Origin of the sequence: Cellulomonas wangleii, assembly GCF_018388445.1 — a bacterium.
GTDB classification, from domain to species: Bacteria; Actinomycetota; Actinomycetes; order Actinomycetales; family Cellulomonadaceae; genus Cellulomonas; species Cellulomonas wangleii.
Genome location: NZ_CP074405.1, coordinates 2,336,237 through 2,360,576, shown reverse-complemented (window position 1 = coordinate 2,360,576; position 24,340 = coordinate 2,336,237). Strand labels below are relative to the sequence as shown.

Here is a 24,340-nt window from a genome sequence, read left to right as displayed (position 1 = left end):
GGGACGAGAGGAGCCGCCGTGGCCGAGTACTTCTACAACACCCGGACGCACCAGGTGGAGGAGGGGCGCCAGAGCGACTGGGCGCAGCTCATGGGCCCGTACGCGACCCGCGAGGAGGCCGAGCACGCGCTGGCGCGGGCGCGGGCGCGCAGCGAGTCCTGGGACGCCGAGGGCCGGGCCTGGGAGGGCGACGACCGCTCGTGACGGCGCGCCGGCGCCGCGTCGCCGCGGCCGGGGGCCGCACGGCGCCGGCGCCGGGGCGTCAGGCGTCGAACGTGTGCGCGGCCGCGGGGAACGTCCCCGAGCGGACCTCGTCCACGTAGCCGCGGGCTGCCGCCCCCAGCGCGCGCCCGACCTCGCCGAACCGCTTGGCGAAGCGCGGTGACCAGTCGCCCATGCCCGCCATGTCCACCCACACCAGCACCTGGCCGTCGCACTCGGGGCCGGCGCCGATCCCGATCGTGGGGACCCGCACCACCTCGGTGACCCGGGCGGCGACCGGTGCGGGGACCATCTCCAGCACGATCGCGACCGCGCCGGCCTCCGTGACGGCCACGGCGTCCTCGCTGACCTGCTCGGCGCCGCCGGTGCCCCGACCCTGCACCCGCGGGCCCCCCAGCGCGTTCTCGGACTGCGGCGTGTACCCCAGGTGCGCCACGACGGGGATGCCCGCCTGTGTCAGGGCACGGATCTGCGGGACGGACCGCAGGCCGCCCTCGAGCTTGACGGCGGAGACACCGGTCTCCTTCATGACGCGCACCGCACTGGCCAGCGCCTGCTCCGGGCCGGCCTCGTAGGTGCCGAAGGGCAGGTCCGCCACGACGAACGCCCGCTCGACGGCGCCGGCAACGGCGCGTGCGGCGACCACGATCTCGTCGAGCGTCACCGGCAGCGTCGTCGTGTGCCCGTGCATGGTGTTCCCGATCGAGTCGCCGACCAGCAGCATGTCCACGCCGGCCTCGTCGAAGATCCGCGCCGTCGGCGCGTCGTAGGCCGTGAGCATCGTCAGGCGCTCACCGCGCTCCTTGGCGGCCTGGAGGTGGTGGACGCGCACGCGGCGCGGTGTCGGGGCGTCACTGGTCGGCATGCCGCGAGCCTAGTCGCGAGGCCGTCGGCGGGGGCGCGCCGGGCCGTCCCGAACGGGTTCCGCGGACCTCTGCCGGCCCCTCGGGGGACCGCCCGGACGACCCGGGGCGTCCACCCGCGTGACGGTCGCACCGGTGCGGCCCGTCATCAGGCAGGATGTACGCCATGGACAGGCAGCAGGAGTTCGTCCTCCGGACCGTCGAGGAGCGGGACATCCGCTTCATCCGTCTGTGGTTCACGGACGTGCTCGGCATGCTCAAGTCGGTGGCGGTCGCGCCGGCGGAGCTCGAGCAGGCGTTCAGCGAGGGCATCGGGTTCGACGGCAGCGCGATCGAGGGCCTCACGCGCGTGTACGAGGCGGACATGATCGCCAAGCCCGATCCGTCGACCTTCCAGATCCTGCCGTGGCGGGGGGAGCGGCACGGCACGGCACGCATGTTCTGCGACCTGCTCACGCCGGACGGCGAGGCGTCGCTGGCCGACTCGCGGTACGTGCTCAAGCGTGCGCTCGACCGTGCGAGCGACCGCGGGTTCACCTTCTACACGCACCCCGAGGTCGAGTTCTACCTGTTCGACGCGCCGGCCGACCCCAGCCGTCCGCTGGTGCCCGTCGACCAGGGCGGGTACTTCGACCACGTGCCGCGCGGCACCGCGCACGACTTCCGCCGTGGCGCGATCACGATGCTCGAGTCCATGGGCATCTCGGTCGAGTTCTCCCACCACGAGGCCGGCCCGGGTCAGAACGAGATCGACCTGCGCTACGCCGACGCGCTGACGACGGCCGACAACATCATGACCTTCCGCACGGTCGTGAAGGAGGTCGCCCTCGAGCAGGGTGTCTTCGCGTCGTTCATGCCCAAGCCGCTGGCGGACCAGCCGGGCTCCGGCATGCACACGCACCTGTCGCTCTTCGAGGGGGACCGCAACGCGTTCCACGAGCCGGGCGCCCCGCTCGAGCTGTCGAAGGTCGCGCGCTCGTTCATCGCCGGCCTGCTCACGCACGCCGCCGAGATCACGGCGGTGACCAACCAGTTCGTGAACTCCTACAAGCGGCTGTGGGGCGGCGCGGAGGCGCCGAGCTTCGTCTGCTGGGGTCACAACAACCGCTCCGCGCTCGTGCGGGTGCCGATGTACAAGCCCGGCAAGGGCAACTCGAGCCGCGTCGAGTACCGCGCCGTGGACTCGGCCACCAACCCGTACCTCTCCTTCGCGGTGCTGCTGGCCGCGGGACTCAAGGGGATCGAGGAGGGGTACGAGCTGCCCGAGGGCGCCGACGACGACGTCTGGGAGCTGACCGACGCCGAGCGCAAGGCGCTCGGCATCGAGCCGCTGCCCACGTCGCTCGAGGCCGCCATCGACGTCATGCAGCGCTCCGAGCTCGTCGCCGAGACGCTGGGGGAGCACGTCTTCGACTACTTCCTGCGCAACAAGCGCCAGGAGTGGGCGGAGTACCGCGCGCAGGTCACCCCGTACGAGCTGCAGCGCTTCCTCCCGCTGATCTGACGCGATGAGCGCGTCCACCGGTCGTGGCACGTCGCTCGCGACACGTCTGACACGCGTGGGCGTGGCGGACGTGCCCCGGGCCGAGCGGCTGCTCACGGACGCGGCGCTGCTGTCGGTCGACCCGGACGTCGTCGAGCACGTCGTCGACGGGCTGCGCGAGGTCGGCGACCCCGACGAGGTGCTGCTCGCCGTCGCCAAGGTCGCCGGGGCCGTCCGGCGGGACCCGGAGCTGTCCGGCCTGCTGCGGGAGGTGCTGGCGGACGACGGCCCGGCGCGGCGTCGGCTGCTCGCGCTCACCGGGGCGTCCCCTGCCATCGGCAACACGCTCGCCGCCCACCCGGCCAACCTGCGGGTGGTCGCGGACCCGACGCCCGGCACGGCCGTGGCCGCCCACGAGGTGCGCGCCGAGCTGCTGCGGGCGGTGGAGGCGAACCCCGATGCCGCCGTGCCGGTCGCCGGGATCGCCGGGACGCCCGGCATCGACGCGATGCGCCGGGCCTACCGGACGCGGCTCCTGCGCATCGCCGCCACGGACCTCACGGCCGACGATCCGCTGAGCCGCCTCCCGGGTGTCGGTGCGGCGCTCGCCGACCTGGCGGCCGCCGCGCTCGAGGCCTCGCTCGCGCTGGCCCGCGCGGACCTCGAGGACGAGGGCCGCGGGGTGCGGCTCGCCGTCATCGGCATGGGCAAGGCCGGTGGTCGGGAGCTCAACTACGTCTCGGACGTCGACGTCGTGTACGTCGCCGAGCCCGTCGACGGCACCCCGGAGGACGAGGCGATGATCACCGGCGCCCGCCTCGCCGCGGGGCTCGCGCGGGCGTGCTGCGCGCCGGCGGGGGAGCCGGCGCTGTGGCCGGTGGACGCCGCGCTGCGACCCGAGGGCAAGGACGGCCCGCTGGTGCGGACGCTCGCCAGCCACCGCGCCTACTACGAGCGCTGGGCCAAGACGTGGGAGTTCCAGGCGCTGCTCAAGGCACGACCGCTGGCCGGGGACGTCGAGCTCGGGCGGGCCTACGTCGACACGGTCGGCCCGTTCGTGTGGTCGGCCGTGCAGCGCGAGAACTTCGTGGAGGACTCCCAGGCCATGCGGCGGCGCGTCGAGGCGCACGTGCCTCGCGCCGAGGCCGACCGCCAGCTCAAGCTCGGCGTCGGCGGTCTACGGGACGTCGAGTTCACGGTGCAGCTGCTGCAGCTGGTGCACGGGCGGGCCGACGAGACGATCCGCAGCCCCAGCACGCTGACCGCGCTGGCCGCGCTGGCGGCCGGCGGCTACGTGGGTCGCGAGCACGCCGCGCAGCTGGCCGTCTGCTACCGGTGGATGCGGACCATGGAGCACCGCATCCAGCTGCACCGGTTGCAGCGCACCCACCTGGTCCCGACGTCGGAGGTCGACCTGCGCCGCCTGGCGCGGACCATGGGGATGCGTGCCGAGGGGCCCGAGGGTCTGCTGGAGCGCTGGCGGGCGACGCGCCGCGAGGTACGACGCCTGCACGAGGAGCTGTTCTACCGCCCGCTGCTGCCCGCGACCGCCCGGTTGTCGACCGCCGAGGCGGCCCTCGCCCCGGAGGCCGCGCGCGCACGGCTCGCGGCGATCGGGTACCGGGACCCCGCCGGCGCGGTCCGGCACATCGCGGCGCTCACCGACGGGGTCTCGCGCCGGGCGTCGATCCAGCGGCAGCTGCTGCCCGTCATGCTCGGCTGGTTCGCTGACGGCGCGGACCCCGACGGCGGGCTGCTGGCCTTCCGGCGGCTGTCGGACCAGCTCGGCACCACGCACTGGTACCTCAAGCTGCTGCGGGACTCCGGGACGGCGGCGCACCGCCTGGCGCAGGTCCTGTCGACGTCCCGGTACGTCGCCGACGCGTTGCGGCGCTCGCCCGAGTCGGTGACCTGGCTGGACGACGACGCGGAGCTGGTGCCGCGGTCGGCCGAGCGGCTCGCGGGCGAGGCGGACGCCGTGCTGCGGCGGGCGTCCGAGCCGGTGCCCGCCGTCACCGCGCTGCGCGCGCTGCGGCGCCGCGAGCTCGCCCGCACCGCGGTGGCCGACGTCCTGGGCGTCACCACGGTAGTGCGCGCCTCGCAGAGCCTGACCGTGGCCGCCGACGCAGTGCTCGCCGGGACGCTGCGCGTGGCGGAGGCCGACGCGCGCGCGGCGGCGGGCCTCGAGGAGAGCCCGACCCGGCTCCTCGTGGTCGCGATGGGTCGCCTCGGCGGCCGGGAGATGGCCTACTCGTCGGACGCCGACGTGCTGTTCGTGCACGACCCGGTACCGGGCGCCGACGGCAAGGTGGCCCAGGACTTCGCGGTGGCCGTGGCGACCCGGGTGCGCCAGCTCCTGGGGGCCGTCGGCCCGGAGCCGTCGCTGAGCGTCGACGCCGACCTGCGGCCGGAGGGTCGCAACGGGCCGCTGGCGCGGTCCTTCGACGCGCACGTCGAGTACTACCAGCGCTGGTCCTCGCCGTGGGAGAGCCAGGCGCTGCTGCGGGCCCGACCGGTCGCGGGGGACCACGCACTGGGGGAGCGGTTCATCGCGCTCATCGACCCGCTGCGGTACCCCGTCGGGGGTCTGGACGCCGCCACGGAGCGCGAGATCCGCCGCATCAAGGCGCGGGTCGAGGCCGAGCGGCTGCCGCGCGGCGTCGAGCCCTCGCGGCACCTCAAGCTGGGCCGCGGCGGCATCAGCGACGTCGAGTGGACCGCCCAGCTGCTCCAGCTGCAGCACGCGCACGCCGTTCCGGGCCTGCGGACCACCTCGACGCTCGACGCGCTCGACGCGGCGCGCGACGCCGGGCTGATCGCGGCGGACGACACGGCCGTCCTGCGCGAGGCGTGGCTGCTCGCGTCCCGCGTGCGCGACGCGAACGTCCTGTGGACGGGGCGCGCCGAGGGGGCCCACGCCGACGTCCTGCCGCACGACCGCACGGCGCTCGCAGGCGTCGCGCGCGTGCTCGGCCACCCCCCGGGGTCGGGCGCGATGCTCGAGGAGACGTACCTGCGGACCGCGCGACGCGCGCGAGCCGTCGTGGAGCGCGTCTTCTACGGCTGAACCGCCCGTGTGGTCGCCTGAACGGGTGGCCTCTACAGTCGATCGGGTGACGGCCACGGCGGACGGGCAGACGCAGGGCACGGCGGCCGGCTGCCCCGTGCGCAAGCTCGCGCAGCCCGACGACGGGCCCGGTCCGGACCTCGAGCACGTGCCGGGGCCACGCGAGCGCTGGCGCGTCCGCTCCCACGCCCTCGCCCGCGCCGTCCTGCGTCAGCCCGAGACCACGCGCCAGGCGGGGTTCGGCGCCGACACGCTCAACCAGGGGCCCGTCCGGATGCGGCCGCCGATCCTGTACCAGGAGGGGGAGCAGCACCACGCCCAGCGCCGCGCGGCGGCGCACCTGCTCGCGCCGCGGGTGGTCGCCGGGTACCGGGACTGGATGGCGGCGACGGCCGAGCGGCTCGTCACGCAGGTGCGCACCGACCGCTGGACGGACCTCACGGCGATCACGATGCAGATGGCGGTCGAGGTCACCTCCCGCGTCATCGGACTCGACCACGGGGCCTCTGCGCGCATGCGGGGCCGGCTCGCGGAGTTCTTCGAGCCCGTGCCGCCGGGCGGCTCGCCGCTCACGCGCGCGCGGGCGGCGCTGCGGAACACGGCGATCCTGCGGTTCTACGTGTTCGACGTGAGGCCCGCGATCCGGGCGCGGCGCCGACGGCGCGGCGACGACCTCATCAGCAGCCTGCTCGACGCCGGCTACACCGACCTGGAGATCCTCACCGAGTGCGTCACGTACGCCGCGGCCGGCATGGCGACGACGCGCGAGCTCATGACGGCGGCCGTGTGGCACCTGCTCGACGACGACGCGCTGCTCGCCCGGTACCGCGCGTCCGACCGCGACGGCCGCGTCGCGATCATCGAGGAGGTGCTGCGCGTCGAGCCCGTCGTGGGGCACCTGCTGCGGCGCACGACGGCTCCGCTCACGCTCGACGGTCCCGACGGGCCGCTCGAGGTGCCGGTCGGCACGTTGATCGAGCTCGACCTGCGGGCCGTGAACGCCGACGAGCGGGTCGTCGGTGGCGACCCGCTCGCGGTGTGCCCGGCACGGCCGATGGCGCGCGCGGTCGGCCCGGTCGTGCTCGCGTTCGGTGACGGGCACCACCGGTGCCCCGGCGCGCCGCTGGCGTCGATGGAGGCGGAGATCTTCGTCTCCGCGCTCCTGCTGCACGACGACGTGGCGACGGCCGGGGCCCCGCGGGTGCGGTGGAACGACGTCAGCCAGGGCTACGACCTGACCGCGTGGCGCGTGCGGCGCGTCGGCGCGGCCGGCTCGCCGGGCTGACGCCGCGGCCGGGTCAGGCCACGGCCACCTCGGCGGCTGCCACGGCGCGTGCGGCCTTCCGCGTGCGACGCGTGCCGATCGCGTGGACCGCGAGCCCGACGACGACCCACGCACCGAGCGTGAGACCGGCGGTGAGGCCGCCCGTGCCACCGAAGTACGCGACCGAGCGGACGAGGGTGCCGGTGGCCCCGGGCGGCAGGATCTGCCCGAACGCCCCGAGCCCGGTCGGCAGCCACGCGGCGGTGGTGGCGATGCCCGCGAACGGGTTGCCGAGGAACATCATCGACATCGCGCCGATCGTGAACCCCTTGCCGCCGAAGGCCTCCTGGAGCCCGGTGAGGGGGAACGCCATGGCGGCGATGCCCAGTGCCATGGCGCCGGCGACCGGCAGGAACGCGGAGTCGATGCTGCCGAAGGGGAACCGCAGCACGGTGGCGACGACGAGGCCACCGACCACGGAGAAGGTGAGCAGGCCCACGAGCTTCCAGGTGTTGCTGCGCGCGAAGGCGGTCCGGAACGCGACGACGGGCACGATGCCGCCGAACACGAGCGGGAACGCCAGGCCGCCGATGCCGATGCCCGACGGGTCGGTGGTCGGCAGTGCGACGACGTCATCGGTCGTGACGGGGACGCCCATCGCGGTGCCGATGGCCTGCGCGGTGGCGGAGACGGACTGCGCGATGGCGCCGCCACCGGCGGACGCGACGACGCTGTGGACACCGTTGGGCCCGACGACGAAGCCGCCGACGACCTCGCGCCCGCGCACCGCCTCGACCAGCGTCGCCTGGTCGGTGAACTCCTGGACGTGGTAGGCGCCGGGCGCGGAGGCCGTCAGGGCCTCTTCGAAGCGGTCGGCCTCCTGCGACGACCCGACGAGCCCGACCGGCAGGTCGGTCGGCCCGCTCTTGAGCGACGGGAGGATGAAGATGGCCAGCAGGATGGCCAGGACCGCGCCGAGGGCGACGGTCATGCCGACCAGCTTGGTCAGCTGCTTGCGCTTGCGCGGGGGAGCGACCTCGCCCTCAGGGTCGCGCGGGGCGGGGGCGAGCTCGGTCGTCGCAGTCATGAGTTCCTTCATCCGGGACAAGCGGAGGATCGCCGTCCGCTTATGTGGATGATAGACCTCCGGTTAGGCTGATGGGTGTCGAGAGGCCCGGACGTGGGCACCGTCACACCGAGGAGGGGCCATGCGCGCGGACGCAGCGCGTCGTCGCGCCGCGCTCATCCGCGCGGCCCGGCACCTGTTCGCGCTGCACGGCAGCGACATCGCCCTCGACGCCGTCGCCGAGGCGGCCGACGTGGGCATCGCGACGCTGTACCGCAACTTCTCCTCGCGGGCCGCTCTCGCCGAGGAGGTGGCCCTCGCCATCCTGGACGACGTGCACACGGCGGCCGACGAGGCGCTGGATCGGATGTCCGACGACCCAGGAGCCGCGTGGCACGCGTACGTCCGCCGGCTCGTCCAGCTCGACCTGGGCGCGCTGTCCGCCGCGCTGACCGAGCACCTCACGGACGACATGTCCGCGCGTGTGCGCGCCGCGCAGACCGCGACGCTCGCCGGTGTGGGTGCCGTGCTGGGTGCCGCGGGGGCGGCCGGTCTGGTCCGTGGCGACCTGGCACCGCTCGACCTCGTGCTCGGGATCGGGCTGATCACCCGTCCGCTGCCCGAGCCGGTCGCGCGCGACGTGCCCGACCTCGTGCCGCGGATGGTCGACATCGTGCTCGCCGGGATGCGGCCCGGCGACGAGGTGGCACCGGACGCTGCGGATCGACCGGAGGGCCGGCGCCGTGGTGCCGGCACGGGGCTCGCCGAGCAACCCTGCGTGTGGCTGACGACGCTGCGGCGGGACGGCTCGCCCCACGTCACGCCCGTGTGGTTCCTCCTCGACGACGACACGTTCTGGATCGCGAGCTCGACCGTGAACGTCAAGGTCGCCAACTTGCAGCGCGACCCGCGCGTGGCGATCGCCGTCGACGGCCCGGGGGCGCGTCCGGCCGTCGCGCAGGGCCGTGCGCACGTGCACCACGACATCCACGCGCACGCCTCGCTCCTGGCCCGCTTCGCCGCCAAGTACGACGGCTGGGACGCCGCCGACGAGCGTCAGGACGGGCCGCGCGTCATGATCGAGGTCCCGGTGGACCGCTGGCTCCTGAGGCCCGACAGTCCGGTCTGAGCCGCTGCGACGGCGACGGTGCCAACCCGAGCGGTCGGCCTCTGCGTGGCGTCGATCTACGGCCGTGCCGCCGCACGCACGGGGCACGTTCGGATGGCGTCAGCAGGCAAGTCGGCCACCGACGACGGCCCCGCACCCGCCGGCCGGGCACGCCACGAGGGGCGCCCCTGACGGGACGCCCCTCGGTGCCGTACTGATCGGGAGCAGCCGATCAGCAGTCGTAGTAGAGCTCGAACTCGTGCGGGTGCGGACGCAGCCGGATCGGGTCGACCTCTGCCGAGCGCTTGTAGTCGATCCACGTCTGGATGAGGTCCGGCGTGAAGACGTTGCCGGCGGTCAGCCAGTCGTGGTCGGCCTCGAGGTTGTCGAGCACCTCGGACAGCGAGCCCGGGACCTGCTGGATGAGGGCGTGCTCCTCGGGGGGCAGCTCGTACAGGTCCTTGTCGACCGGCTCGGGCGGCTCGATGCGGTTCTGGATGCCGTCGAGGCCGGCCATGAGCATGGCCGCGAACGCCAGGTACGGGTTCGACGACGGGTCCGGCACGCGGAACTCGATGCGCTTGGCCTTGGGGTTCGAGCCCGTCACGGGGATGCGGATGCACGCGGAGCGGTTGCGGGCCGAGTAGACCAGGTTGACCGGTGCCTCGAAGCCGGGCACCAGGCGGTGGTAGGAGTTCACCGTCGGGTTGGTGAACGCCAGCAGGGCCGGGGCGTGCTTCAGCAGGCCGCCGATGTACCAGCGCGCCATGTCGGACAGGCCGCCGTAGCCCTTCTCGTCGAAGAACAGCGGCTCGCCGTCCTTCCACAGCGACTGGTGCACGTGCATGCCCGAGCCGTTGTCACCGAACAGCGGCTTCGGCATGAAGGTCGCCGTGCGGCCGTTCTCGTGCGCGACGTTCTTCACGACGTACTTGAACAGCTGCACCTTGTCGGCCGACTTGCCGAGCGTGTCGAAGCGGTAGTTGATCTCCGCCTGGCCGGCGGTGCCGACCTCGTGGTGGGCGCGCTCGACCTGGAAGCCCAGCTCGTCGAGCTGCAGCGAGATCTGGTCGCGCAGGTCGGCGAAGTGGTCGACCGGCGGCACGGGGAAGTAGCCACCCTTGTAGGGCGTCTTGTGCCCGAGGTTGCCACCCTCCTCCTTGCGGCCCGTGTTCCAGGCGCCCTCGATGGAGTCGATGTAGTAGAACGACGCGTCCTGGCGGGTCTGGAACCGGATGTCGTCGAAGATGTAGAACTCGGCCTCGGGCGCGAAGAACGCGGTGTCCGCGATGCCGGTCGACTTCAGGTACGCCTCGGCCTTCGCGGCGACCTGGCGGGGGTCGCGGCTGTACGGCTCGTCCGTGTACGGGTCGACGATGTGGAAGTTGATGTTGAGCGTCTTCTCCGTGCGGAACGGGTCGACGTACGCCGTCGTCAGGTCCGGGATCAGCTTCATGTCCGACTCGTGGATCGCCTGGAAGCCGCGGATCGAGGACCCGTCGAACATCTGGCCGTCGGTGAAGAAGTCCGCGTCGAGCGAGGCGGCGGGCACGTTGAAGTGCTGCATCACGCCCGGCAGGTCGCAGAACCGCACGTCGACGAACTTGACGTCCTCGCTCCTGATGAACGCCAGGACTTCCTCCGGCTTGGTGAACATCCGCTGCTCCTCGGTCGATGGTGCCCGGTCGTCCCGGGCACGAGCGAGGCTAGGAGCGGGGAGTTTCCCTGCCGTGGCCCCGTGGTTTCCGGGAGGTTACGGGGGTCTGTGCCAGGTAACGATCGCACGACACGACGGGTGCGCGGGACGTCCTGGCCGCGCACGTACGCTGGACGCATGGTGACGCGTGACTCGGTCGGCTCCTGGCTCGAGGGCGGCCCCCGCGGCGACGACGACGGCCGTGCGGCAGGCGCCGCGCTCGGTCTGCCGGCGTCCGGCCCGGGGTCGATGGCGCGGCTCGGGCGGCGGCTGGTGGCCCTCGCGATCGACTGGGTCGCGTGCCTGGCCGTGTCCGCCGTGCTGCTGCCCGCGCGCTCCGACGGTGCGTTCCTGCTGCGGGGCGACTCGTTGGGCACCCTGGCCGTCTTCGCGGTCGAGAACCTCGTGCTCGTCGCGACGCTCGGGCACACGCTCGGTCACCGCGTGGCCGGTCTCCAGGTCCGGCGTCTGCTCCGACCGGCCGTCGGGCGCCCGCCCGTGCCGGCGCCCGGGGCGCCCGGACCCGTCGCCGCGCTCCTGCGCACGTTCCTGCTGTGCCTGGTGCTGCCCGCCGTCGTCTGGGACGCCGACGGCCGTGGCCTGCACGACCGCGCCGCAGGCACGGTGCTCGTCCGACGCTGAGCCGACCTCGGCCGGTCCGCCGCGCGTCAGCGCCCGCGCATGCCCTTGCGGTCGGGACGTGCGCGCATCGGGTCGATGCCCTTCGGGACGGGCAGCCGCGCGCCGCCCAGCGAGGTCACGCGGCGCAGCACGACGGCCACCTCGTCCTTGGTGAGCTGGCCCTTCAGCTTGGTCACGGTGCGCGGCAGCTTGCGCAGCGGGACCTGACCGTCGCCGTCGCCCACCTGGATGAGGTGGATGGGGGCACCCGACACGACGCGCGCCGTGCGCTTGCGCTCCGCCTCGAGCAGCTTGCCGATGCGGTGCGGGGGACCCTCGCCGACGAGCACCACGCCCGGCTTGCCGACGCCGCGGAACACGAGGTCCTGCGTGCGGGGGTCGGCCGCCACGGGCTCCTGCGTGAAGGTCCAGCCGCGCCGCAGCGTGCCCAGCGCGGCGAGCGACGCCCCCGGCTGGCCCTCGATGCGGCTGTAGGCGGCGGTCTCGGCGCGCCGCGCGAGGACGAACATGGCGCCCAGGACGGCGAACGGGATGCTGAGGACCAGCACGTACACCGGCTGGCCGATGAGCTGGCCGACCAGGACGCCGACGGCGATGATCCCGACGAGGACGCCGAGCATGATCCACGTCACGGCAGGGTCCGTCTGGCGCGTGATCTGGTACGCCTGCCAGAGCTGGTGGTACCAGCGGGTCTTCTTGACCTTCCCGCTGCCCTTCGCCGTGCTCTCGGGGGGGCTCTGCGGGGACCTGGAGCGCTCGCGTGCCATGACCCGGGAGTCTACCGGCGCGCCGGGGCGCGCACGTCCGGTCCGCCGGTCGGCCCGGCCGCGCTGATCAGGGATCCGGCGGGCTGCTCAGACGAGCGGTGTGCGTGCCAGCAGGGCGGACGCCTCCTGGCGGGCGGTCGTGGCCTCACCGAGGTGCGCGAGCGCTGCCGGGATCTCGCGGCCGCGGCGGCGCATCGCCTGCCCCCACAGCCGGCCCGCGCGGTACGACGAGCGCACCAGCGGCCCGGACATCACCCCGAGGAACCCGATGCGCTCCGCCTGCTGCGAGAGCTCGACGAACTCCTCGGGCCGCACCCACCGGGCCACAGGGTGGTGGCGCACCGAGGGTCGCAGGTACTGGGTGATGGTGATGAGGTCGCAGCCCGCGTCGTGCAGGTCCTGCAGGGCGTCGACGACCTCCTCGGTCGTCTCGCCCATGCCGAGGATGAGGTTGGACTTGGTGACCAGGCCGGCCTCCCGCGCGCGGGTCAGCACGGACAGCGACCGCTCGTAGCGGAACCCGGGGCGGATCTGCTTGAAGATCCGCGGCACGGTCTCGAGGTTGTGCGCCAGCACCTCGGGGCGCGACTCGTTGACGACGTCGAGGAGCTCGGGGGTGGCGTTGAAGTCGGGGATCAGCAGCTCGACGCCCGTGCCGGGGTTGAGCGCGTGGATCTGGCGCACGGTCTCGGCGTACAGCCACGCGCCGCCGTCGGCCAGGTCGTCGCGCGCGACGCCCGTGACCGTCGAGTACTTCAGCCCCATGGCCTGCACGGACTCGGCGACGCGGCGCGGCTCGTCGGTGTCGAGGTCGGGGGGCTTGCCCGTGTCGATCTGGCAGAAGTCGCACCGCCGGGTGCACTGGTCGCCGCCGATGAGGAACGTCGCCTCGCGGTCCTCCCAGCACTCGAAGATGTTGGGGCAGCCCGCCTCCTCGCAGACGGTGTGCAGCCCCTCGCGTCGGACGAGGCCCTTGAGCTCGCTGTACTCCGGGCCCGTCGTCGCGCGGGTGCGGATCCACTCCGGCTTCTTCTCGATCGGGGTGGCGGCGTTGCGTGCCTCCACCCGGAGCATCCGGCGTCCCTCGGGTGCGATCGTCACCCCGCCACACTAGCCCGGTGGGCGTGCGACGGTGCTGACCCGGGGTGTGACGGGGACCTCTGTCCCGCGCGGTCCCGGCCAGTCCGGTCCACGCTGGGAGGAGCCACCCGCACCCGCGGGGGGCAGGCGGCCGCGGCGGACCGGCCGAGGGCTGGAGGAGGTGGCGCGATGCGCGTCCTGGTGACGGTGGCGTCGAGGCACGGCGCGACGCGCGAGATGGGCGCGGAGGTCGCGGAGCAGCTGCGCGCCGCGGGGCACGAGGTCGACGAGGTCGAGCCCGACGACGTCGAGCACGTCGACCCCTACGACGCGGTCGTGCTGGGCTCGGCGGTGTACGTGGGTCGCCTGGCGCTCGGGCTGCGGGACCTGGTGGACCGGCAGGCGGGCCAGCTGCGCGAGCGCCCGGTGTGGCTGTTCTGGTCCGGACCGGTCGGGGACCCACCGGTGCCCGAGACCGTGCCGGACGACGTCACCGAGATCGCACGGACGGTCGGTGCGCGCGGCGTCGCGGTGTTCACCGGGCGGCTGGACCGCGCGGGGCTCAACATCTCCGAGCGGGCGCTCGTCGCGCTGACCCGCGCCGACGCGGGCGACTTCCGTGACCTGGACGCGGTGCGCGCGTGGGCGCAGGACGTCGCGCGCGAGCTGCGGCAGATCGCCCGCAGCGCCTGACCCTCAGCCGACCGGGGTGGCCCGGTCGGCCGTCGCTGCCAGCAGGGGGCCGATGGACTCCTGCAGGTGGGTGACGACCAGGGGCGCAACCTCGGCGATCGTCACGTCGCGCCCGGCCTCGGCGGTCAGGGTGGTGACGTCCGCGTCGTCGATGCCGCACGGGACGATCCGCGCGTACCAGTCGAGGGACGCGGTGCAGTTGAGGGCGAACCCGTGCATGGTCGTGCCGCGGGCCACGCGGACACCGATCGCCGCGACCTTGCGGGCCCGCCGCGGCGCCGGTGAGGTGCCGGGCTCGTCGGCCGGCAGCCACACGCCGCTGCGGCCCTCGACGCGGCCCGCGCTGACACCGACGTCCGCGCAGGTGCGGATCAGCGCCTCCTCGAGGGCGCGGACGTACAGGACGACGTCGACCGGCTCCGCGAGCCGGACGACGGGGTAGCCGACGAGCTGACCGGGCCCGTGCCAGGTGATGCGTCCGCCCCGGTCGACGTCGACCACGGGCGTGCCGTCGACCGGTCGGTCGGAGCGGGCCGTGCGCCTGCCGGCGGTGTAGACCGGCTCGTGCTCGACGAGCAGCAGGGTGTCCTCGTGCTCACCGGCGGCGACCGCCGCGTGCCGCTCGCGCTGGAGGTCCCAGGTCGGGACGTAGGGCTGCAGCCGGGTGCCGAGCTCGAGCGGTTCGACGCGCATGGGCGTCAGGCTATGCCCTCGCAGCGGGCGGCACCCCGGCGGGGGTGCCGTCGGCGGGCCGGTTGCCGGGGCGCGGGTCGGGCAGCACGTCCCACGGGGCGACGACCTCACGCAGCAGGTCGTCCAGGAGCGCCCGGCGCTCGGGCGGCAGGTGTCCCAGGACCGACTCCTGCGCCGGTCCCGGGTCGGCGCACGCCCGCAGCGCGGCCGCGCCGGCGGGGGTGATCGCCACGACGTGGCGGCGCCGGTCCTCCGCGTGCGGACCGCGGGTCACGTACCCGGTGCGGACGAGGCGCGCGACCACGCGGCTCATGGTCTGCTCGGTGACGCCGCAGGCGTCCGCCAGCTCGCGCTGCGACATCGGGGACGCGGTCACGTGGACGAGCACGGGCAGGCTCGCGTGGTTGAGGTCCCACGACGCGAGGTGCGCGTCCCAGGCTCGCTCGATGCGGCGAGCGGTGGCCGACAGCATCCGGCCCACGGGCCAGTGGTCCGCGGGAGGCGGACCCTGCTGCACACTCACGCGTCCTCCGGTTTGCCGAGTCGTTCCTGCGGGCCCATGATACTCAGCATGCTGAGGAATCCAGTGGCCCGGGCAGTGGCCGTCGCCGTCGTCCTCGTCGTCTGGCTGGGGCTGGGCGGCGTCGGTGGCGCCGCCCAGGGACGTCTGTCCCAGGTGCAGACGAACGACACCGCGGCGTTCCTGCCGTCGTCGGCGCAGTCCACGCTGGCCGCCGAGGCGTCCCGCGAGTTCGTCGACACGCAGACCCTACCCGGGCTGGTCGTCCTCACCCCGGCCGAGGGGGGTGACGTCACCCCCGAGCAGCTCGCCGCCGCCGCGACCTTCGCCGAGGAGTTCCCCGACGAGCCCGTCGACGGCGGGACATGGGGGGACCACCTCACCGGCCCGGTCGTGCCGGTGCCGTCCGAGGACGGTGAGGCGATCCTCCTCGCGGTCCCGCTGGACGCGGACGACGCCGAGATCCTCGTGGGGGAGGAGTCCCTCAACAACCTGCTGGTCGAGGACCTGCGCGCCGGTCTGGCCGACCGGCTGGGCGCCACGGCGTCGAGCGCCGGCGACCTCGGGCTGGAGGCGTGGGTGACCGGGCCCGCGGGGTTCGTCACCGACCTCGGCACCGCCTTCGCCGGCATCGACGGCCTGCTGCTGCTCGTCGCCCTGGGCGCGGTGCTGCTGATCCTCGTCGTGGTGTACCGCTCGCCGTTCCTGCCGTTCGTCGTCATCTTCACGGCCGTGTTCGCCCTCGCGCTGGCCGGGCTCGTGGTCTACGAGCTCGCCGACGCCGGCGTCCTGGTCCTCAACGGCCAGGCCCAGGGCATCCTGTCGATCCTCGTCGTCGGCGCCGCCGTCGACTACTCGCTGCTGCTGGTCGCCCGGTACCGCGAGGAGCTGCGCCACCAGGAGCACCCGGCCGACGCCATGCGCATCGCGTGGCGCCAGTCGCTCGAGCCGATCGCCGCGAGCGCCGGCACCGTGGTCGCCGGACTGCTCTGCCTGCTGCTGTCCGACCTCGGGTCCAACCGCAGCCTCGGGCCGGTCGCCGCCATCGGCATCGCCGCAGCCCTGCTGGCGGCGCTCACGCTGCTGCCCGCGATCCTGCTCGTGGCCGGTCGCCGGTCCCGTGTGCTCTTCTGGCCCCGCGTGCCGCGGTACGTCGCGGCGGGCAGCGCCGGCCCGGCGACGCACGGCGAGCACGCCACCGACGTGCCTCCAGCGGCCGTCGACGCCGCCGAGGGCGACGGCCTGTGGGCCCGCTGGGCGCGGTTCGTGGCACGCCGGGCGCGTCCCGTCTGGATCATCAGCGCCGCCGTGCTGCTGCTGGCCGCCGCGTTCGTGCCGACGTTCCGCGCGGGCGGCACGAGCCAGACCGACGTGTTCCTCACGCCTGTCGACTCGGTCGCGGGGGAGGAGGTGCTCGCCGAGCACTTCCCCGCCGGAGCGGTGCAGCCGGCCCTGGTCGTGGTGGACGAGAGCGAGCTGGACGCGGTGCTCGAGGCCGCGCAGGGTGTCGAGGGCGTCGAGTCCGCGGCCGCCTACACCGGCGCTCCCGGGGGAGCGCCGGGTGCTGCCGACGCCCCGCCGGTCGTCGTCGACGGCCGGGTGCGGGTCGACGTCGTCACGCAGGCGCCGTCGGACAGCCAGGAGGCCGTCGACACCGTCGCCGACCTGCGCGACGCCGTCGTCGAGGTGGCGCCCGACGCACTCGTGGGCGGACCCGCCGCCGAGACGCTCGACACCCAGGTGTCGAGCGAGCGGGACCTGCGGGTCATCGTCCCGGTCGTCCTGGTGGTGATCCTGCTCATCCTCATGCTGCTGCTGCGCTCGATCGTGGCCGGGCTGGTCCTCATGGCGGCCAACGTCCTGTCCTTCGCGGCGACGATCGGCATCGCGGCGCTCGTGTTCGACCACGTGCTCGACTGGCCCGACGCGGACCCGGTGGTCCCGCTCTACGGCTTCGTCTTCCTCGTCGCGCTGGGCGTCGACTACTCGATCTTCCTCATGACGCGGGTGCGCGAGGAGTCGCTGCACGTCGGCACGCGCGAGGGCGTCACGCGCGGCCTGGCCGTCACCGGTGGGGTCATCACCTCCGCCGGCCTGGTCCTCGCGACGACGTTCGCGGCGCTGGCGGTCATCCCCCTGCTGTTCCTCGCGCAGCTCGCGTTCATCGTGTCGCTCGGCGTGCTCATCGACACGTTCGTCGTGCGCAGCCTGCTGGTGCCCGGCCTCGTGCACGACCTGGGCCCGCGCACGTGGTGGCCGAGCCGGCTGTCGCGGCGCCCGGAGCACGGCACGCACGCCTCGCTGCGCAGCACGGAGCGGACGAGCGTGTCCTGAACCCCTCCTAGAGTGGCGGCATGGAGCCGCTGCGCATCGGGCTGATCGGGTACGGCGCGGCCGGGCGTGGGATCCACGCCCGGCTCGCGCGCGAGACGGGGCAGCAGGTCGTGGCGGTCGTGACCCGGCACCGGGCCGAGCAGGTCGCGGCCGACTGGCCCGGCGCGCGCGTCGTCCCCGACGTCGCGGCGCTGCTGGCCGACGCCGACGACCTCGACCTCGTCGTGGTCGCCAGCCCCACCGGCGACCACGCGGACCACGCGCGCGCCGCGCTCGAGGCGGACGTCGCCGTGCTGGTCGACAAGCCGCTGGCCACGACCCGCGTGCAGGCCAGGTCCCTGGTGCGGCTCGCCGAGCAGCGTGGCGGGCGGCTCACCGTGTTCCAGAACCGGCGCTGGGACCCCGAGCAGCTCACGCTGCGCGCCCTGCTGGCCGACGGGACGCTCGGCCGCGTGCACCGGTTCGAGCGGCGGTGGGAGAGGTACCGCCCCGAGCCGCAGCACCGGTGGAAGGAGGAGGACACCGTGGGCGGCGGGCTCCTGCTCGACCTCGGTGCGCACCTGGTGGACTCGGCCGTGCAGCTCTTCGGCCCCGTGCGCCGCGTGCACGCCGAGCTGCGCGCGCTGACGACCCCGGCGGTCGACGACGTCTTCCTCGCGCTCGAGCACGCGCCCGACGCGACCGGGCACCACGTGGTCTCCCACCTGGCGGCCGGCGGCCTGGTGGGCGCACCCGGTCCGCGCACGCGCGTGCTGGGCGAGCGCGGCGCGTACCTGGTGACGAGCTACGAGGGTGAGCCCACGCCGTTCGCCGTGCTCGACGCGGTCCAGGAGGACGGGCGGCGCCCCGGGGAGCCGGTGCACGAGGGCTGGCTCGTCCGCGGCGCCGAGCGGACACCCGTGCCGCGTGCCCCCGGAGGTCACGCGGACCTCTACCGGGCGGTGCAGGCGTGGGTGCTCGCCGGCGGTCCGGTCCCGGTGGACCCGGCCGACGCGGTCGCCACCGCGCGGGTCCTCGACGCGGCTCGCGTCGCCGCCTCGACCGGGGTCGCGCAGCTGCTCGACTGAGCCTGTGGACGACGCCTGCGGGTGGCGGGACCGGCGGTGTTCGATGGCGCCGTGGACACCGCCGCACCCCCGCCGGACGACGTCGCCCGCCTGCTGCAGGCGCACGGGACCCGTGCGGCCGGCGCGGTGGGCACGGACGGGGCCTGGTGGGTGGCGCGCCCGGTGGCCGACGACGGGGCCTGGCTCGCGGTGCAGGTGGCCGACGTGCCCGTCGACGCCTCGCTCGCCGCGCGGGCGCGCGTGCTCACGGGCCTGCACCATCCCCACCTCGCCCGGGTCGTGGCGGTGGAGCCGCTCGGGCCGGGGCGGGTGGCACTGGTCTGCGCCCACGTGCCCGGGCCGACGCTCACCGCCGTCCGCGCCGCGCGGCACCCCCTGACCGACGGTGAGGTCGTGACCGTCGCCGTGCCCGTGGCCCAGGCGCTCGCCCACCTGCACGGAGCCGGGATCGCGCACGGTGCCGTGGGCGCCGACCGCATCGTGCTCGGCCCGGGCGGGATGCCCGTGCTCGTCGACCTGCGTGCCGCGCTGCGCGGCGACGGTACGGCTACGGGCGACGTGCACCGCCTCCTCGCGACGCTGCTGGGGGTCATGCCGCCGATCGACGCGCACCTGGCGGCGGGGCTGCCCGAGGAGGTACGGCTGCGCGACGCGCTCGAGGCGCTGCTGCGCACGGGCGCCGGACCGGACGAGGTCGTCGACACCGTCTTCGCCCTGGCGGCGCCCGAACCGGTGCACCTGCCGGACGAGCCGCTGCGCGACGGCCCGGGCGCCGGGGACGACGGCTCCCGCCGACCGCCGGACGAGGAACCGGTGCGCCGTCTGCGGCAGGGCCGTCGCCCGCGACGCCGCCGGCCCGTCGCAGCGGTCGCGACCGCGGCGGGCCTCCTGGTCCTGGGGGCGGCGGTCGTCCTCGGGCGGGGCGTCCTGTCGGGGGTGGCCGCGCCGGCGGTGGAGTCACCGGGTCAGGTGGTGCGTGCGACGGCGGCGTCACGGGACGCCGCCACCGACCGCGAGGACCCCGCGGGGGCCGCGGCCGCGCTCACCCGGTGGCGCGGGGCCGCGCTCGCGGCCGCCGACCCGGCGGCGCTCGCGACGGTCGCGGCGGACGGCTCACCGGCCCTGGCCGCCGACCGGGAGCTGGTCGACCGGCTCGCCGGCGCCCGCAGCGACGGCCTGGTGGTGGACGTGGTCGCGACCGCGGTCACGGGGACGACGCCGGACGGTGACGCGACCGTCGTGGTCACGTCGGCCGTGGGCGCCCACACGCGGGTGACCCCGGACGGGCAGCGTGCCGAGGTCGCGGCGACCGCGCCGCGCACCGTCGAGCTGGTGCTGCGGTGGACCGCGCAGGGGTGGCGCGTGTGGGACGTCAGGGAGCCGGCCGCCGCGACGCCCTGAGCCACCGCGCCACGTCGACCGGCGTGGCGTGGCGCGGGACGAAGCCCGTCGACGCCAGCACGGTCGGCTCCGCGCGGATGGAACCGAGCACCTCGGAGGAGAAGTCACCCAGCGCGACGCGCAGGACCGGGGCGGGCACCGGCAGGGTCACCGGCGCGCCCCACGCGCGCCGCAGGGCCCCGACCAGGGCGACGTGCCGGTCGGCGGACGCGACCAGGTTGGCCGGACCCTGCACGTCGGTCGTGAGCAGGTGAGCGATGGCGCGCACCTCGTCGAGGAGGCTGATCCAGCTCCAGAACTGCTGCCCGGACCCGAGCCGGGTGGCCACACCGGCACGCAGGGGGAGGAGCAGCGGCGTGGCCGCGCCGCCGTGCGCGGCCAGGACGATGCCCGTCCGCAGGTGCACCACCCGGATCCCGGCGGCCTGCGCGGGCACGGTCGCCGCCTCCCAGCGGCGGACCACCCCGGCGAAGAACGTGTCGCCCAGCGGCTCGTCCTCGGACAGCGGCGTGTCGCCGCGGTCGCCGTAGGCCCCGATGCCCGAGGCCTGCAGCAGCACCCGGGGCGCACGCCCGTCGTCGGCGTCCGCGAGGTCCGCGAGCGTGCGCGCGAGCAGGCCTGCGGTCTGCACCCGGGAGGAGAGCACGGCCTGCTTGCGTGCGGGCGTCAGCGGGCGCGAGGCGACGGGCACGCCGGCGAGGTCGACCACCGCGTCGCTCGCCGCCACGGCCGCGGTGTCGACGGCACCGGCCGCCGGGTCCCAGGACGCCTCGTCCGGACCGCGGGACGCGCGCCGCACCAGCCGGACGACGTCGTGGCCGGACTCGCGCAGGTGCTGCACGAGGGCGGTTCCGACCAGGCCGGACGAGCCGGCGACGAGGACGCGCATGCGGCTCACCCTAGTCAGGGGCCACCGTCACGCCACCGCCACGCGCGCCGCAGCCGTGGCGTCCCCCGCACGCGCCGCGGGGCCGCCCACCGGCTGGTGGACGGCCCCGCGAGGGAGTGCGTGTGCGTCAGAGACCGAGCTCGGACTCGAACGCGCCCTCCTCGAGACGGTTCTTCACCGCGGTGAGGTAGCGCGACGCGTCGGCGCCGTCCACCAGGCGGTGGTCGTACGACAGGCACAGGTAGCACATCGAGCGGATCGCGATGACCTCCTCGCCGTCCGGGCCCTTGACGACGACCGGGCGCTTGACGATCGCGCCGGTGCCGAGGATGGCCGACGTGCCGCCGGGAACGATCGGCGTGTCGATGATCGCCCCGCCCGAGCCGGTGTTCGTCACCGTGAAGGTGGCGCCCGACAGCTCGTCCGGCGTGACCTTGTTGGACCGGGTGCGGCCCGCGAGGTCGTTGATCTTGCGGGCGATGCCGGCGAGGTTGAGGTCGCCCGCGTCGCGGATGACCGGCACGAGCAGCCCGCGCTCCGTGTCGACCGCGATGCCGACGTTCTCCTGGCCGTGGTACGTGATGGTCTTGTCCTCGAGGATGCCGTTGACCTTGGGGTAGGTCTTCAGCGCCTCGACCGCGGCCTGCACGAAGAACGGCAGGAACGTGAGGTTGACACCCTCGCGCGCCTTGAAGTCCTCCTTGGCCCGTGCCCGGAGCTTGGCGATCCGGGTGACGTCGACCTCCACGACGGTGGTGAGCTGCGCCTGCGTGTGCAGGGCCTCGACCATGCGCTCGGCGATGATCTGCCGCAGCCGGCTCGCCTTCTCGGTCGTGCCGCGCAGCGGCGAGACCTGGGCGGGCGCGGCCGCCTTGGCGGGAGCGGGTGCTGCGGCGGCCGGTGCCGGCGCCGCCTTCGCGGCCTCGGCGGCCTTGCGGGCCTCCTCGGCCTTGGCGGCCGCCTCGAGGACGTCCTCCTTGCGGATGCGCCCGCCGACGCCCGTGCCCGTGAGGGTCGCGACGTCGACGCCCTTCTCGCCCGCGAGCTTGCGGACGAGCGGGGTCAGGTACGAGCCGCCCGCGGTGGGCTGCGGCGCGGACTGCTGCGCGGACTGCGCGGTCGGCTGCGCGGCGGCGGCCTCCTGCGCGGCCGGCGCAGGCTGCTGCGCGGCCGGTGCCTGCTCGGCCTCCGGCGCAGGGGCCTCGTGCCCGGCCGGCTGCGCGGCGGGCGTCTGCTCCTGCGCGGGCTGCTCCGGTGCCGACGGCTGCTCGGGTGCGGCGGCGGGCGCGGCGTCGCCGGATCCGACGACCGCCAGGACGGCGCCGACCTCGACCGTCTCGTCCTCCTGCACGCGGATCTCCTGCAGCGTGCCGGCGACCGGCGAGGGGATCTCGGTGTCGACCTTGTCGGTCGAGATCTCGAGCAGCGGCTCGTCGACCTCGACGCTGTCGCCGACGTTCTTCAGCCAGCGGGTGACGGTGCCCTCGGTGACGGACTCACCCAGCGGCGGGAGGGTGACCTCCTGGCCACCACCGCCACCGTTGCCACCGGCCGAGGGCGCCGGGGCGTCCTCGTGCTCCTCGACGGGCTGCTGCGCAGGCTGCTGCTCGGCGGCCGGCTCCTCGGCGGGAGCCTGCTGCTCGGCGGCCGGCTCCGCCGGCTGCTCCTGGGCGGGGGCGTCCTGCTCGGCGGAGCCGGAGTCGCCGCCCTGGCCGGAGCCGATGACGGCGAGCGACGCGCCGACCTCGACGGTCTCGTCCTCCTGGACGAGGATCTGCTCGAGCACGCCGGCGAACGGCGAGGGGATCTCGGTGTCGACCTTGTCGGTCGAGATCTCGAGCAGGGGCTCGTCGACCTCGACGGTGTCGCCGACGTTCTTCAGCCAGCGGGTGACGGTGCCCTCGGTGACGGACTCACCGAGCGCGGGAAGCTGCACGTTGTCGGACATGACCGCTCGTGTCTCCTTGGGTCCTGGGGTCAGTTGTGGGCGTGCAGCGGCTTGCCGGCGAGCGCGAGGAACGCCTCACCGAGAGCCTCGTTCTGCGTGGGGTGCGCGTGGACCAGCTGGGCGACGTCCTCCGGGTAGGCCTCCCAGTTGACGATCAGCTGACCCTCGCCGATGAGCTCGCCGACGCGCGCACCGATCATGTGCACACCGACGACCGGCCCGTCCTTCTTGCGGACGAGCTTGATGAAGCCCTGGGTGGCGAGGATCTGGCTCTTGCCGTTGCCGCCCAGGTTGTACTCGAGGACGTCGACGCCGTCGTCGCCGTAGAGCTCCTTGGCACGCTTCTCCGTGACGCCGACCGAGCCGACCTCCGGGTCGGAGTACGTCACGCGCGGGATGCCGGACTCGTCGATGAGCGGCGGGTTGAGGCCCGCGATCTGCTCGGCGACGAAGATGCCCTGCTGGAAGCCGCGGTGCGCGAGCTGCAGGCCGGGGACGATGTCGCCGACCGCGTAGATGTTCGCGACGCCGGTGTGCAGGCGCTCGTCGGTGATGACGAAGCCGCGGTCGAGCGTGATGCCCTGCTCCTCGTAGCCCAGGCCGCCGGTGTTCGGGCCGCGGCCCACCGCGACGAGCAGCACGTCGGCGTCGAAGGTCTTGCCGTCCTCCAGCGAGACGTGCACGCCGTTGTCGTCCTGCGTGACGCCCGAGAACCGGACGCCGAGGTTGAACTTGATGCCGCGCTTGCGGAACGCGCGCTCGAACGCCTTGGAGATCGCCTCGTCCTCGTTCGGGACCAGGTGGGGGAGCGCCTCGATGATCGTGACGTCGGCACCGAACGACTTCCAGACGCTCGCGAACTCGGAGCCGATGACGCCGCCGCCGAGGATGATCGCGGAGCGCGGCACCCAGTCGAGCGTCAGCGCCTGGTCGGAGGTGATGACCCGGCCGCCGATCTCCAGACCGGGCAGCGAGCGCGCGTACGAGCCGGTGCCGAGCACGATGTGCTCACCGGTCAGCGTGCGGTCGCCCACCTGGACGGTGTTCGGGCCGGTGAGCTTGCCGTAGCCCTCGACGACCTCGATCTTGCGGGACTTGATGAGACCCTGCAGGCCCTTGTAGAGCCGGCCGATCACGTTGTCCTTGTAGGTGTTCACGCCAGCCATGTCGATGCGCTCGAGCGTGCTGTGCACCCCGAACTGCGCGCCCTCGCGGGCGTTGTCGGCGAGCTCGGCCGCGTGCAGGAGCGCCTTGGTCGGGATGCACCCGCGGTGCAGGCAGGTGCCACCCACCTTGTCGGCCTCGACCAGGGCCACGGTCTTGCCGAGCTCGGCGGCGCGCAGCGCGGCTGCGTAGCCGCCACTGCCTCCGCCCAGGACGACGATGTCGAAAGCGGTGCCGTTGTCGGCCACGTGCGCACTCCTCGGAGGGTCTGGGATCTGCTGCGGCCCCATCTTGTCATCCCGTCCACTCCGCGACGAACCGTCTACCACAAGTGCGGGTGTGAGCCCCACGACAGACGTCCCATGACCTGCGG

General features: G+C 74.4%; 20 protein-coding genes. 10 read left to right on the top strand and 10 right to left on the bottom strand.

What is annotated here, in order from left to right; all coding sequences use genetic code 11:
* The first annotated feature begins 18 nt into the window (after positions 1-18).
* On the top strand, positions 19-204 hold the full coding sequence (locus KG103_RS10865) for an SPOR domain-containing protein (RefSeq protein ID WP_207341116.1): 186 nt from the start codon (positions 19-21) through the stop codon (positions 202-204).
* A 58-nt stretch (positions 205-262) separates the two neighbouring features.
* Here the strand turns inward: KG103_RS10865 and panB are convergent, their stop codons facing one another.
* Positions 263-1,087 carry a 3-methyl-2-oxobutanoate hydroxymethyltransferase gene (panB, locus tag KG103_RS10860; protein ID WP_207341117.1) on the bottom strand — a complete coding sequence of 275 codons (825 nt, stop codon included), beginning with the start codon at positions 1,085-1,087 and terminating at the stop codon, positions 263-265.
* 164 nt (positions 1,088-1,251) lie between these two features.
* Between panB and KG103_RS10855 the strand changes: the two genes are divergently transcribed.
* Genes KG103_RS10855 through KG103_RS10845 form a run of 3 tightly spaced genes read left to right on the top strand, consistent with a single transcriptional unit; the run spans position 1,252 to position 6,920 of the window.
* Positions 1,252-2,589 (top strand): glutamine synthetase family protein, encoded by a 1,338-nt coding sequence (locus tag KG103_RS10855; protein ID WP_207341118.1) that lies wholly within the window; start codon positions 1,252-1,254, stop codon positions 2,587-2,589.
* Positions 2,590-2,593: 4 nt separating this feature from the next.
* Complete coding sequence (locus KG103_RS10850; RefSeq protein ID WP_207341119.1) at positions 2,594-5,635, top strand: bifunctional [glutamine synthetase] adenylyltransferase/[glutamine synthetase]-adenylyl-L-tyrosine phosphorylase; 3,042 nt, start codon at positions 2,594-2,596, stop codon at positions 5,633-5,635.
* Between the two features lie 46 nt (positions 5,636-5,681).
* The gene (locus tag KG103_RS10845) at positions 5,682-6,920 is read left to right on the top strand and encodes a cytochrome P450 (protein WP_207341120.1); all 1,239 of its coding nucleotides are present in this window, start codon (positions 5,682-5,684) and stop codon (positions 6,918-6,920) included.
* A 13-nt stretch (positions 6,921-6,933) separates the two neighbouring features.
* On the opposite strand, the gene KG103_RS10840 is transcribed toward KG103_RS10845, so the two are convergent.
* The gene (locus tag KG103_RS10840; RefSeq protein WP_207341121.1) at positions 6,934-7,986 is read right to left on the bottom strand and encodes a hypothetical protein; all 1,053 of its coding nucleotides are present in this window, start codon (positions 7,984-7,986) and stop codon (positions 6,934-6,936) included.
* Positions 7,987-8,107: 121 nt separating this feature from the next.
* On the opposite strand from KG103_RS10840, the gene KG103_RS10835 reads away from it, so the two are divergent.
* A complete protein-coding gene (locus KG103_RS10835) occupies positions 8,108-9,094 on the top strand; it encodes a TIGR03618 family F420-dependent PPOX class oxidoreductase (RefSeq protein WP_207341122.1) in 987 nt (328 codons plus the stop codon).
* A gap of 211 nt (positions 9,095-9,305) precedes the next feature.
* On the opposite strand, the gene glnA is transcribed toward KG103_RS10835, so the two are convergent.
* The gene (gene glnA, locus KG103_RS10830; protein ID WP_089799516.1) at positions 9,306-10,730 is read right to left on the bottom strand and encodes a type I glutamate--ammonia ligase; all 1,425 of its coding nucleotides are present in this window, start codon (positions 10,728-10,730) and stop codon (positions 9,306-9,308) included.
* Positions 10,731-10,907: 177 nt separating this feature from the next.
* Here glnA and KG103_RS10825 point away from each other — a divergent pair, with 177 nt between their 5' ends.
* Complete coding sequence (locus tag KG103_RS10825; RefSeq protein WP_207341123.1) at positions 10,908-11,411, top strand: RDD family protein; 504 nt, start codon at positions 10,908-10,910, stop codon at positions 11,409-11,411.
* Between the two features lie 26 nt (positions 11,412-11,437).
* Here KG103_RS10825 and KG103_RS10820 read toward each other — a convergent pair whose 3' ends face one another.
* A complete protein-coding gene (locus tag KG103_RS10820) occupies positions 11,438-12,178 on the bottom strand; it encodes a DUF4191 domain-containing protein (RefSeq protein ID WP_207341124.1) in 741 nt (246 codons plus the stop codon).
* An 87-nt stretch (positions 12,179-12,265) separates the two neighbouring features.
* Positions 12,266-13,279, bottom strand: a complete 1,014-nt coding sequence (gene lipA / locus KG103_RS10815) for a lipoyl synthase (protein ID WP_207341125.1) — start codon at positions 13,277-13,279, stop codon at positions 12,266-12,268.
* A 168-nt stretch (positions 13,280-13,447) separates the two neighbouring features.
* Between lipA and KG103_RS10810 the strand changes: the two genes are divergently transcribed.
* Positions 13,448-13,951, top strand: a complete 504-nt coding sequence (locus tag KG103_RS10810) for a flavodoxin domain-containing protein (protein WP_207341126.1) — start codon at positions 13,448-13,450, stop codon at positions 13,949-13,951.
* A 3-nt stretch (positions 13,952-13,954) separates the two neighbouring features.
* Here KG103_RS10810 and lipB read toward each other — a convergent pair whose 3' ends face one another.
* Together lipB and KG103_RS10800 are read right to left on the bottom strand one after the other, a co-directional pair.
* The gene (gene lipB, locus KG103_RS10805; protein ID WP_207341127.1) at positions 13,955-14,644 is read right to left on the bottom strand and encodes a lipoyl(octanoyl) transferase LipB; all 690 of its coding nucleotides are present in this window, start codon (positions 14,642-14,644) and stop codon (positions 13,955-13,957) included.
* Positions 14,645-14,654: 10 nt separating this feature from the next.
* Positions 14,655-15,167: a MarR family winged helix-turn-helix transcriptional regulator gene (locus KG103_RS10800; protein WP_249670548.1), complete on the bottom strand. Its 513-nt coding sequence runs from the start codon at positions 15,165-15,167 to the stop codon at positions 14,655-14,657.
* Between the two features lie 48 nt (positions 15,168-15,215).
* Here KG103_RS10800 and KG103_RS10795 point away from each other — a divergent pair, with 48 nt between their 5' ends.
* Genes KG103_RS10795 through KG103_RS10785 form a run of 3 tightly spaced genes read left to right on the top strand, consistent with a single transcriptional unit; the run spans position 15,216 to position 19,966 of the window.
* Positions 15,216-17,498, top strand: coding sequence for an MMPL family transporter (locus KG103_RS10795; protein ID WP_243656430.1), 2,283 nt, complete (start codon positions 15,216-15,218; stop codon positions 17,496-17,498).
* A gap of 20 nt (positions 17,499-17,518) precedes the next feature.
* Positions 17,519-18,565 (top strand): Gfo/Idh/MocA family oxidoreductase, encoded by a 1,047-nt coding sequence (locus KG103_RS10790; protein ID WP_207341129.1) that lies wholly within the window; start codon positions 17,519-17,521, stop codon positions 18,563-18,565.
* Positions 18,566-18,616: 51 nt separating this feature from the next.
* Entirely contained in the window at positions 18,617-19,966 is a 1,350-nt protein-coding gene (locus KG103_RS10785; RefSeq protein WP_207341130.1) for a serine/threonine-protein kinase, read from the top strand.
* Here KG103_RS10785 and KG103_RS10780 read toward each other — a convergent pair.
* The 3 genes from KG103_RS10780 to lpdA all read right to left on the bottom strand — a co-directional run bounded on the left by KG103_RS10780 (position 19,938) and on the right by lpdA (position 24,215).
* Entirely contained in the window at positions 19,938-20,855 is a 918-nt protein-coding gene (locus KG103_RS10780) for a TIGR01777 family oxidoreductase (protein ID WP_207341131.1), read from the bottom strand. The two genes, KG103_RS10785 and KG103_RS10780, sit on opposite strands and share 29 nt — an antisense overlap.
* A 127-nt stretch (positions 20,856-20,982) precedes the next feature.
* Positions 20,983-22,803: a 2-oxoglutarate dehydrogenase, E2 component, dihydrolipoamide succinyltransferase gene (sucB, locus tag KG103_RS10775; RefSeq protein WP_207341132.1), complete on the bottom strand. Its 1,821-nt coding sequence runs from the start codon at positions 22,801-22,803 to the stop codon at positions 20,983-20,985.
* Positions 22,804-22,832: 29 nt separating this feature from the next.
* On the bottom strand, positions 22,833-24,215 hold the full coding sequence (gene lpdA, locus KG103_RS10770) for a dihydrolipoyl dehydrogenase (protein WP_207341133.1): 1,383 nt from the start codon (positions 24,213-24,215) through the stop codon (positions 22,833-22,835).
* Positions 24,216-24,340 lie beyond the last annotated feature (125 nt).

What these genes read in the sequence shown, in the direction of transcription:
- panB (WP_207341117.1), bottom strand. Translation starts at nt 1,087, where the DNA reads ATGCCGACCAGTGACGCCCCGACACCGCGCCGCGTGCGCGTCCACCAC.
- KG103_RS10855 (WP_207341118.1), top strand. Translation starts at nt 1,252, where the DNA reads ATGGACAGGCAGCAGGAGTTCGTCCTCCGGACCGTCGAGGAGCGGGAC.
- KG103_RS10850 (WP_207341119.1), top strand. Translation starts at nt 2,594, where the DNA reads ATGAGCGCGTCCACCGGTCGTGGCACGTCGCTCGCGACACGTCTGACA.
- KG103_RS10840 (WP_207341121.1), bottom strand. Translation starts at nt 7,986, where the DNA reads ATGACTGCGACGACCGAGCTCGCCCCCGCCCCGCGCGACCCTGAGGGC.
- KG103_RS10835 (WP_207341122.1), top strand. Translation starts at nt 8,108, where the DNA reads ATGCGCGCGGACGCAGCGCGTCGTCGCGCCGCGCTCATCCGCGCGGCC.
- glnA (WP_089799516.1), bottom strand. Translation starts at nt 10,730, where the DNA reads ATGTTCACCAAGCCGGAGGAAGTCCTGGCGTTCATCAGGAGCGAGGAC.
- KG103_RS10825 (WP_207341123.1), top strand. Translation starts at nt 10,908, where the DNA reads ATGGTGACGCGTGACTCGGTCGGCTCCTGGCTCGAGGGCGGCCCCCGC.
- KG103_RS10820 (WP_207341124.1), bottom strand. Translation starts at nt 12,178, where the DNA reads ATGGCACGCGAGCGCTCCAGGTCCCCGCAGAGCCCCCCCGAGAGCACG.
- KG103_RS10810 (WP_207341126.1), top strand. Translation starts at nt 13,448, where the DNA reads ATGCGCGTCCTGGTGACGGTGGCGTCGAGGCACGGCGCGACGCGCGAG.
- lipB (WP_207341127.1), bottom strand. Translation starts at nt 14,644, where the DNA reads ATGCGCGTCGAACCGCTCGAGCTCGGCACCCGGCTGCAGCCCTACGTC.
- KG103_RS10795 (WP_243656430.1), top strand. Translation starts at nt 15,216, where the DNA reads ATGCTGAGGAATCCAGTGGCCCGGGCAGTGGCCGTCGCCGTCGTCCTC.
- KG103_RS10790 (WP_207341129.1), top strand. Translation starts at nt 17,519, where the DNA reads ATGGAGCCGCTGCGCATCGGGCTGATCGGGTACGGCGCGGCCGGGCGT.
- KG103_RS10780 (WP_207341131.1), bottom strand. Translation starts at nt 20,855, where the DNA reads ATGCGCGTCCTCGTCGCCGGCTCGTCCGGCCTGGTCGGAACCGCCCTC.
- sucB (WP_207341132.1), bottom strand. Translation starts at nt 22,803, where the DNA reads ATGTCCGACAACGTGCAGCTTCCCGCGCTCGGTGAGTCCGTCACCGAG.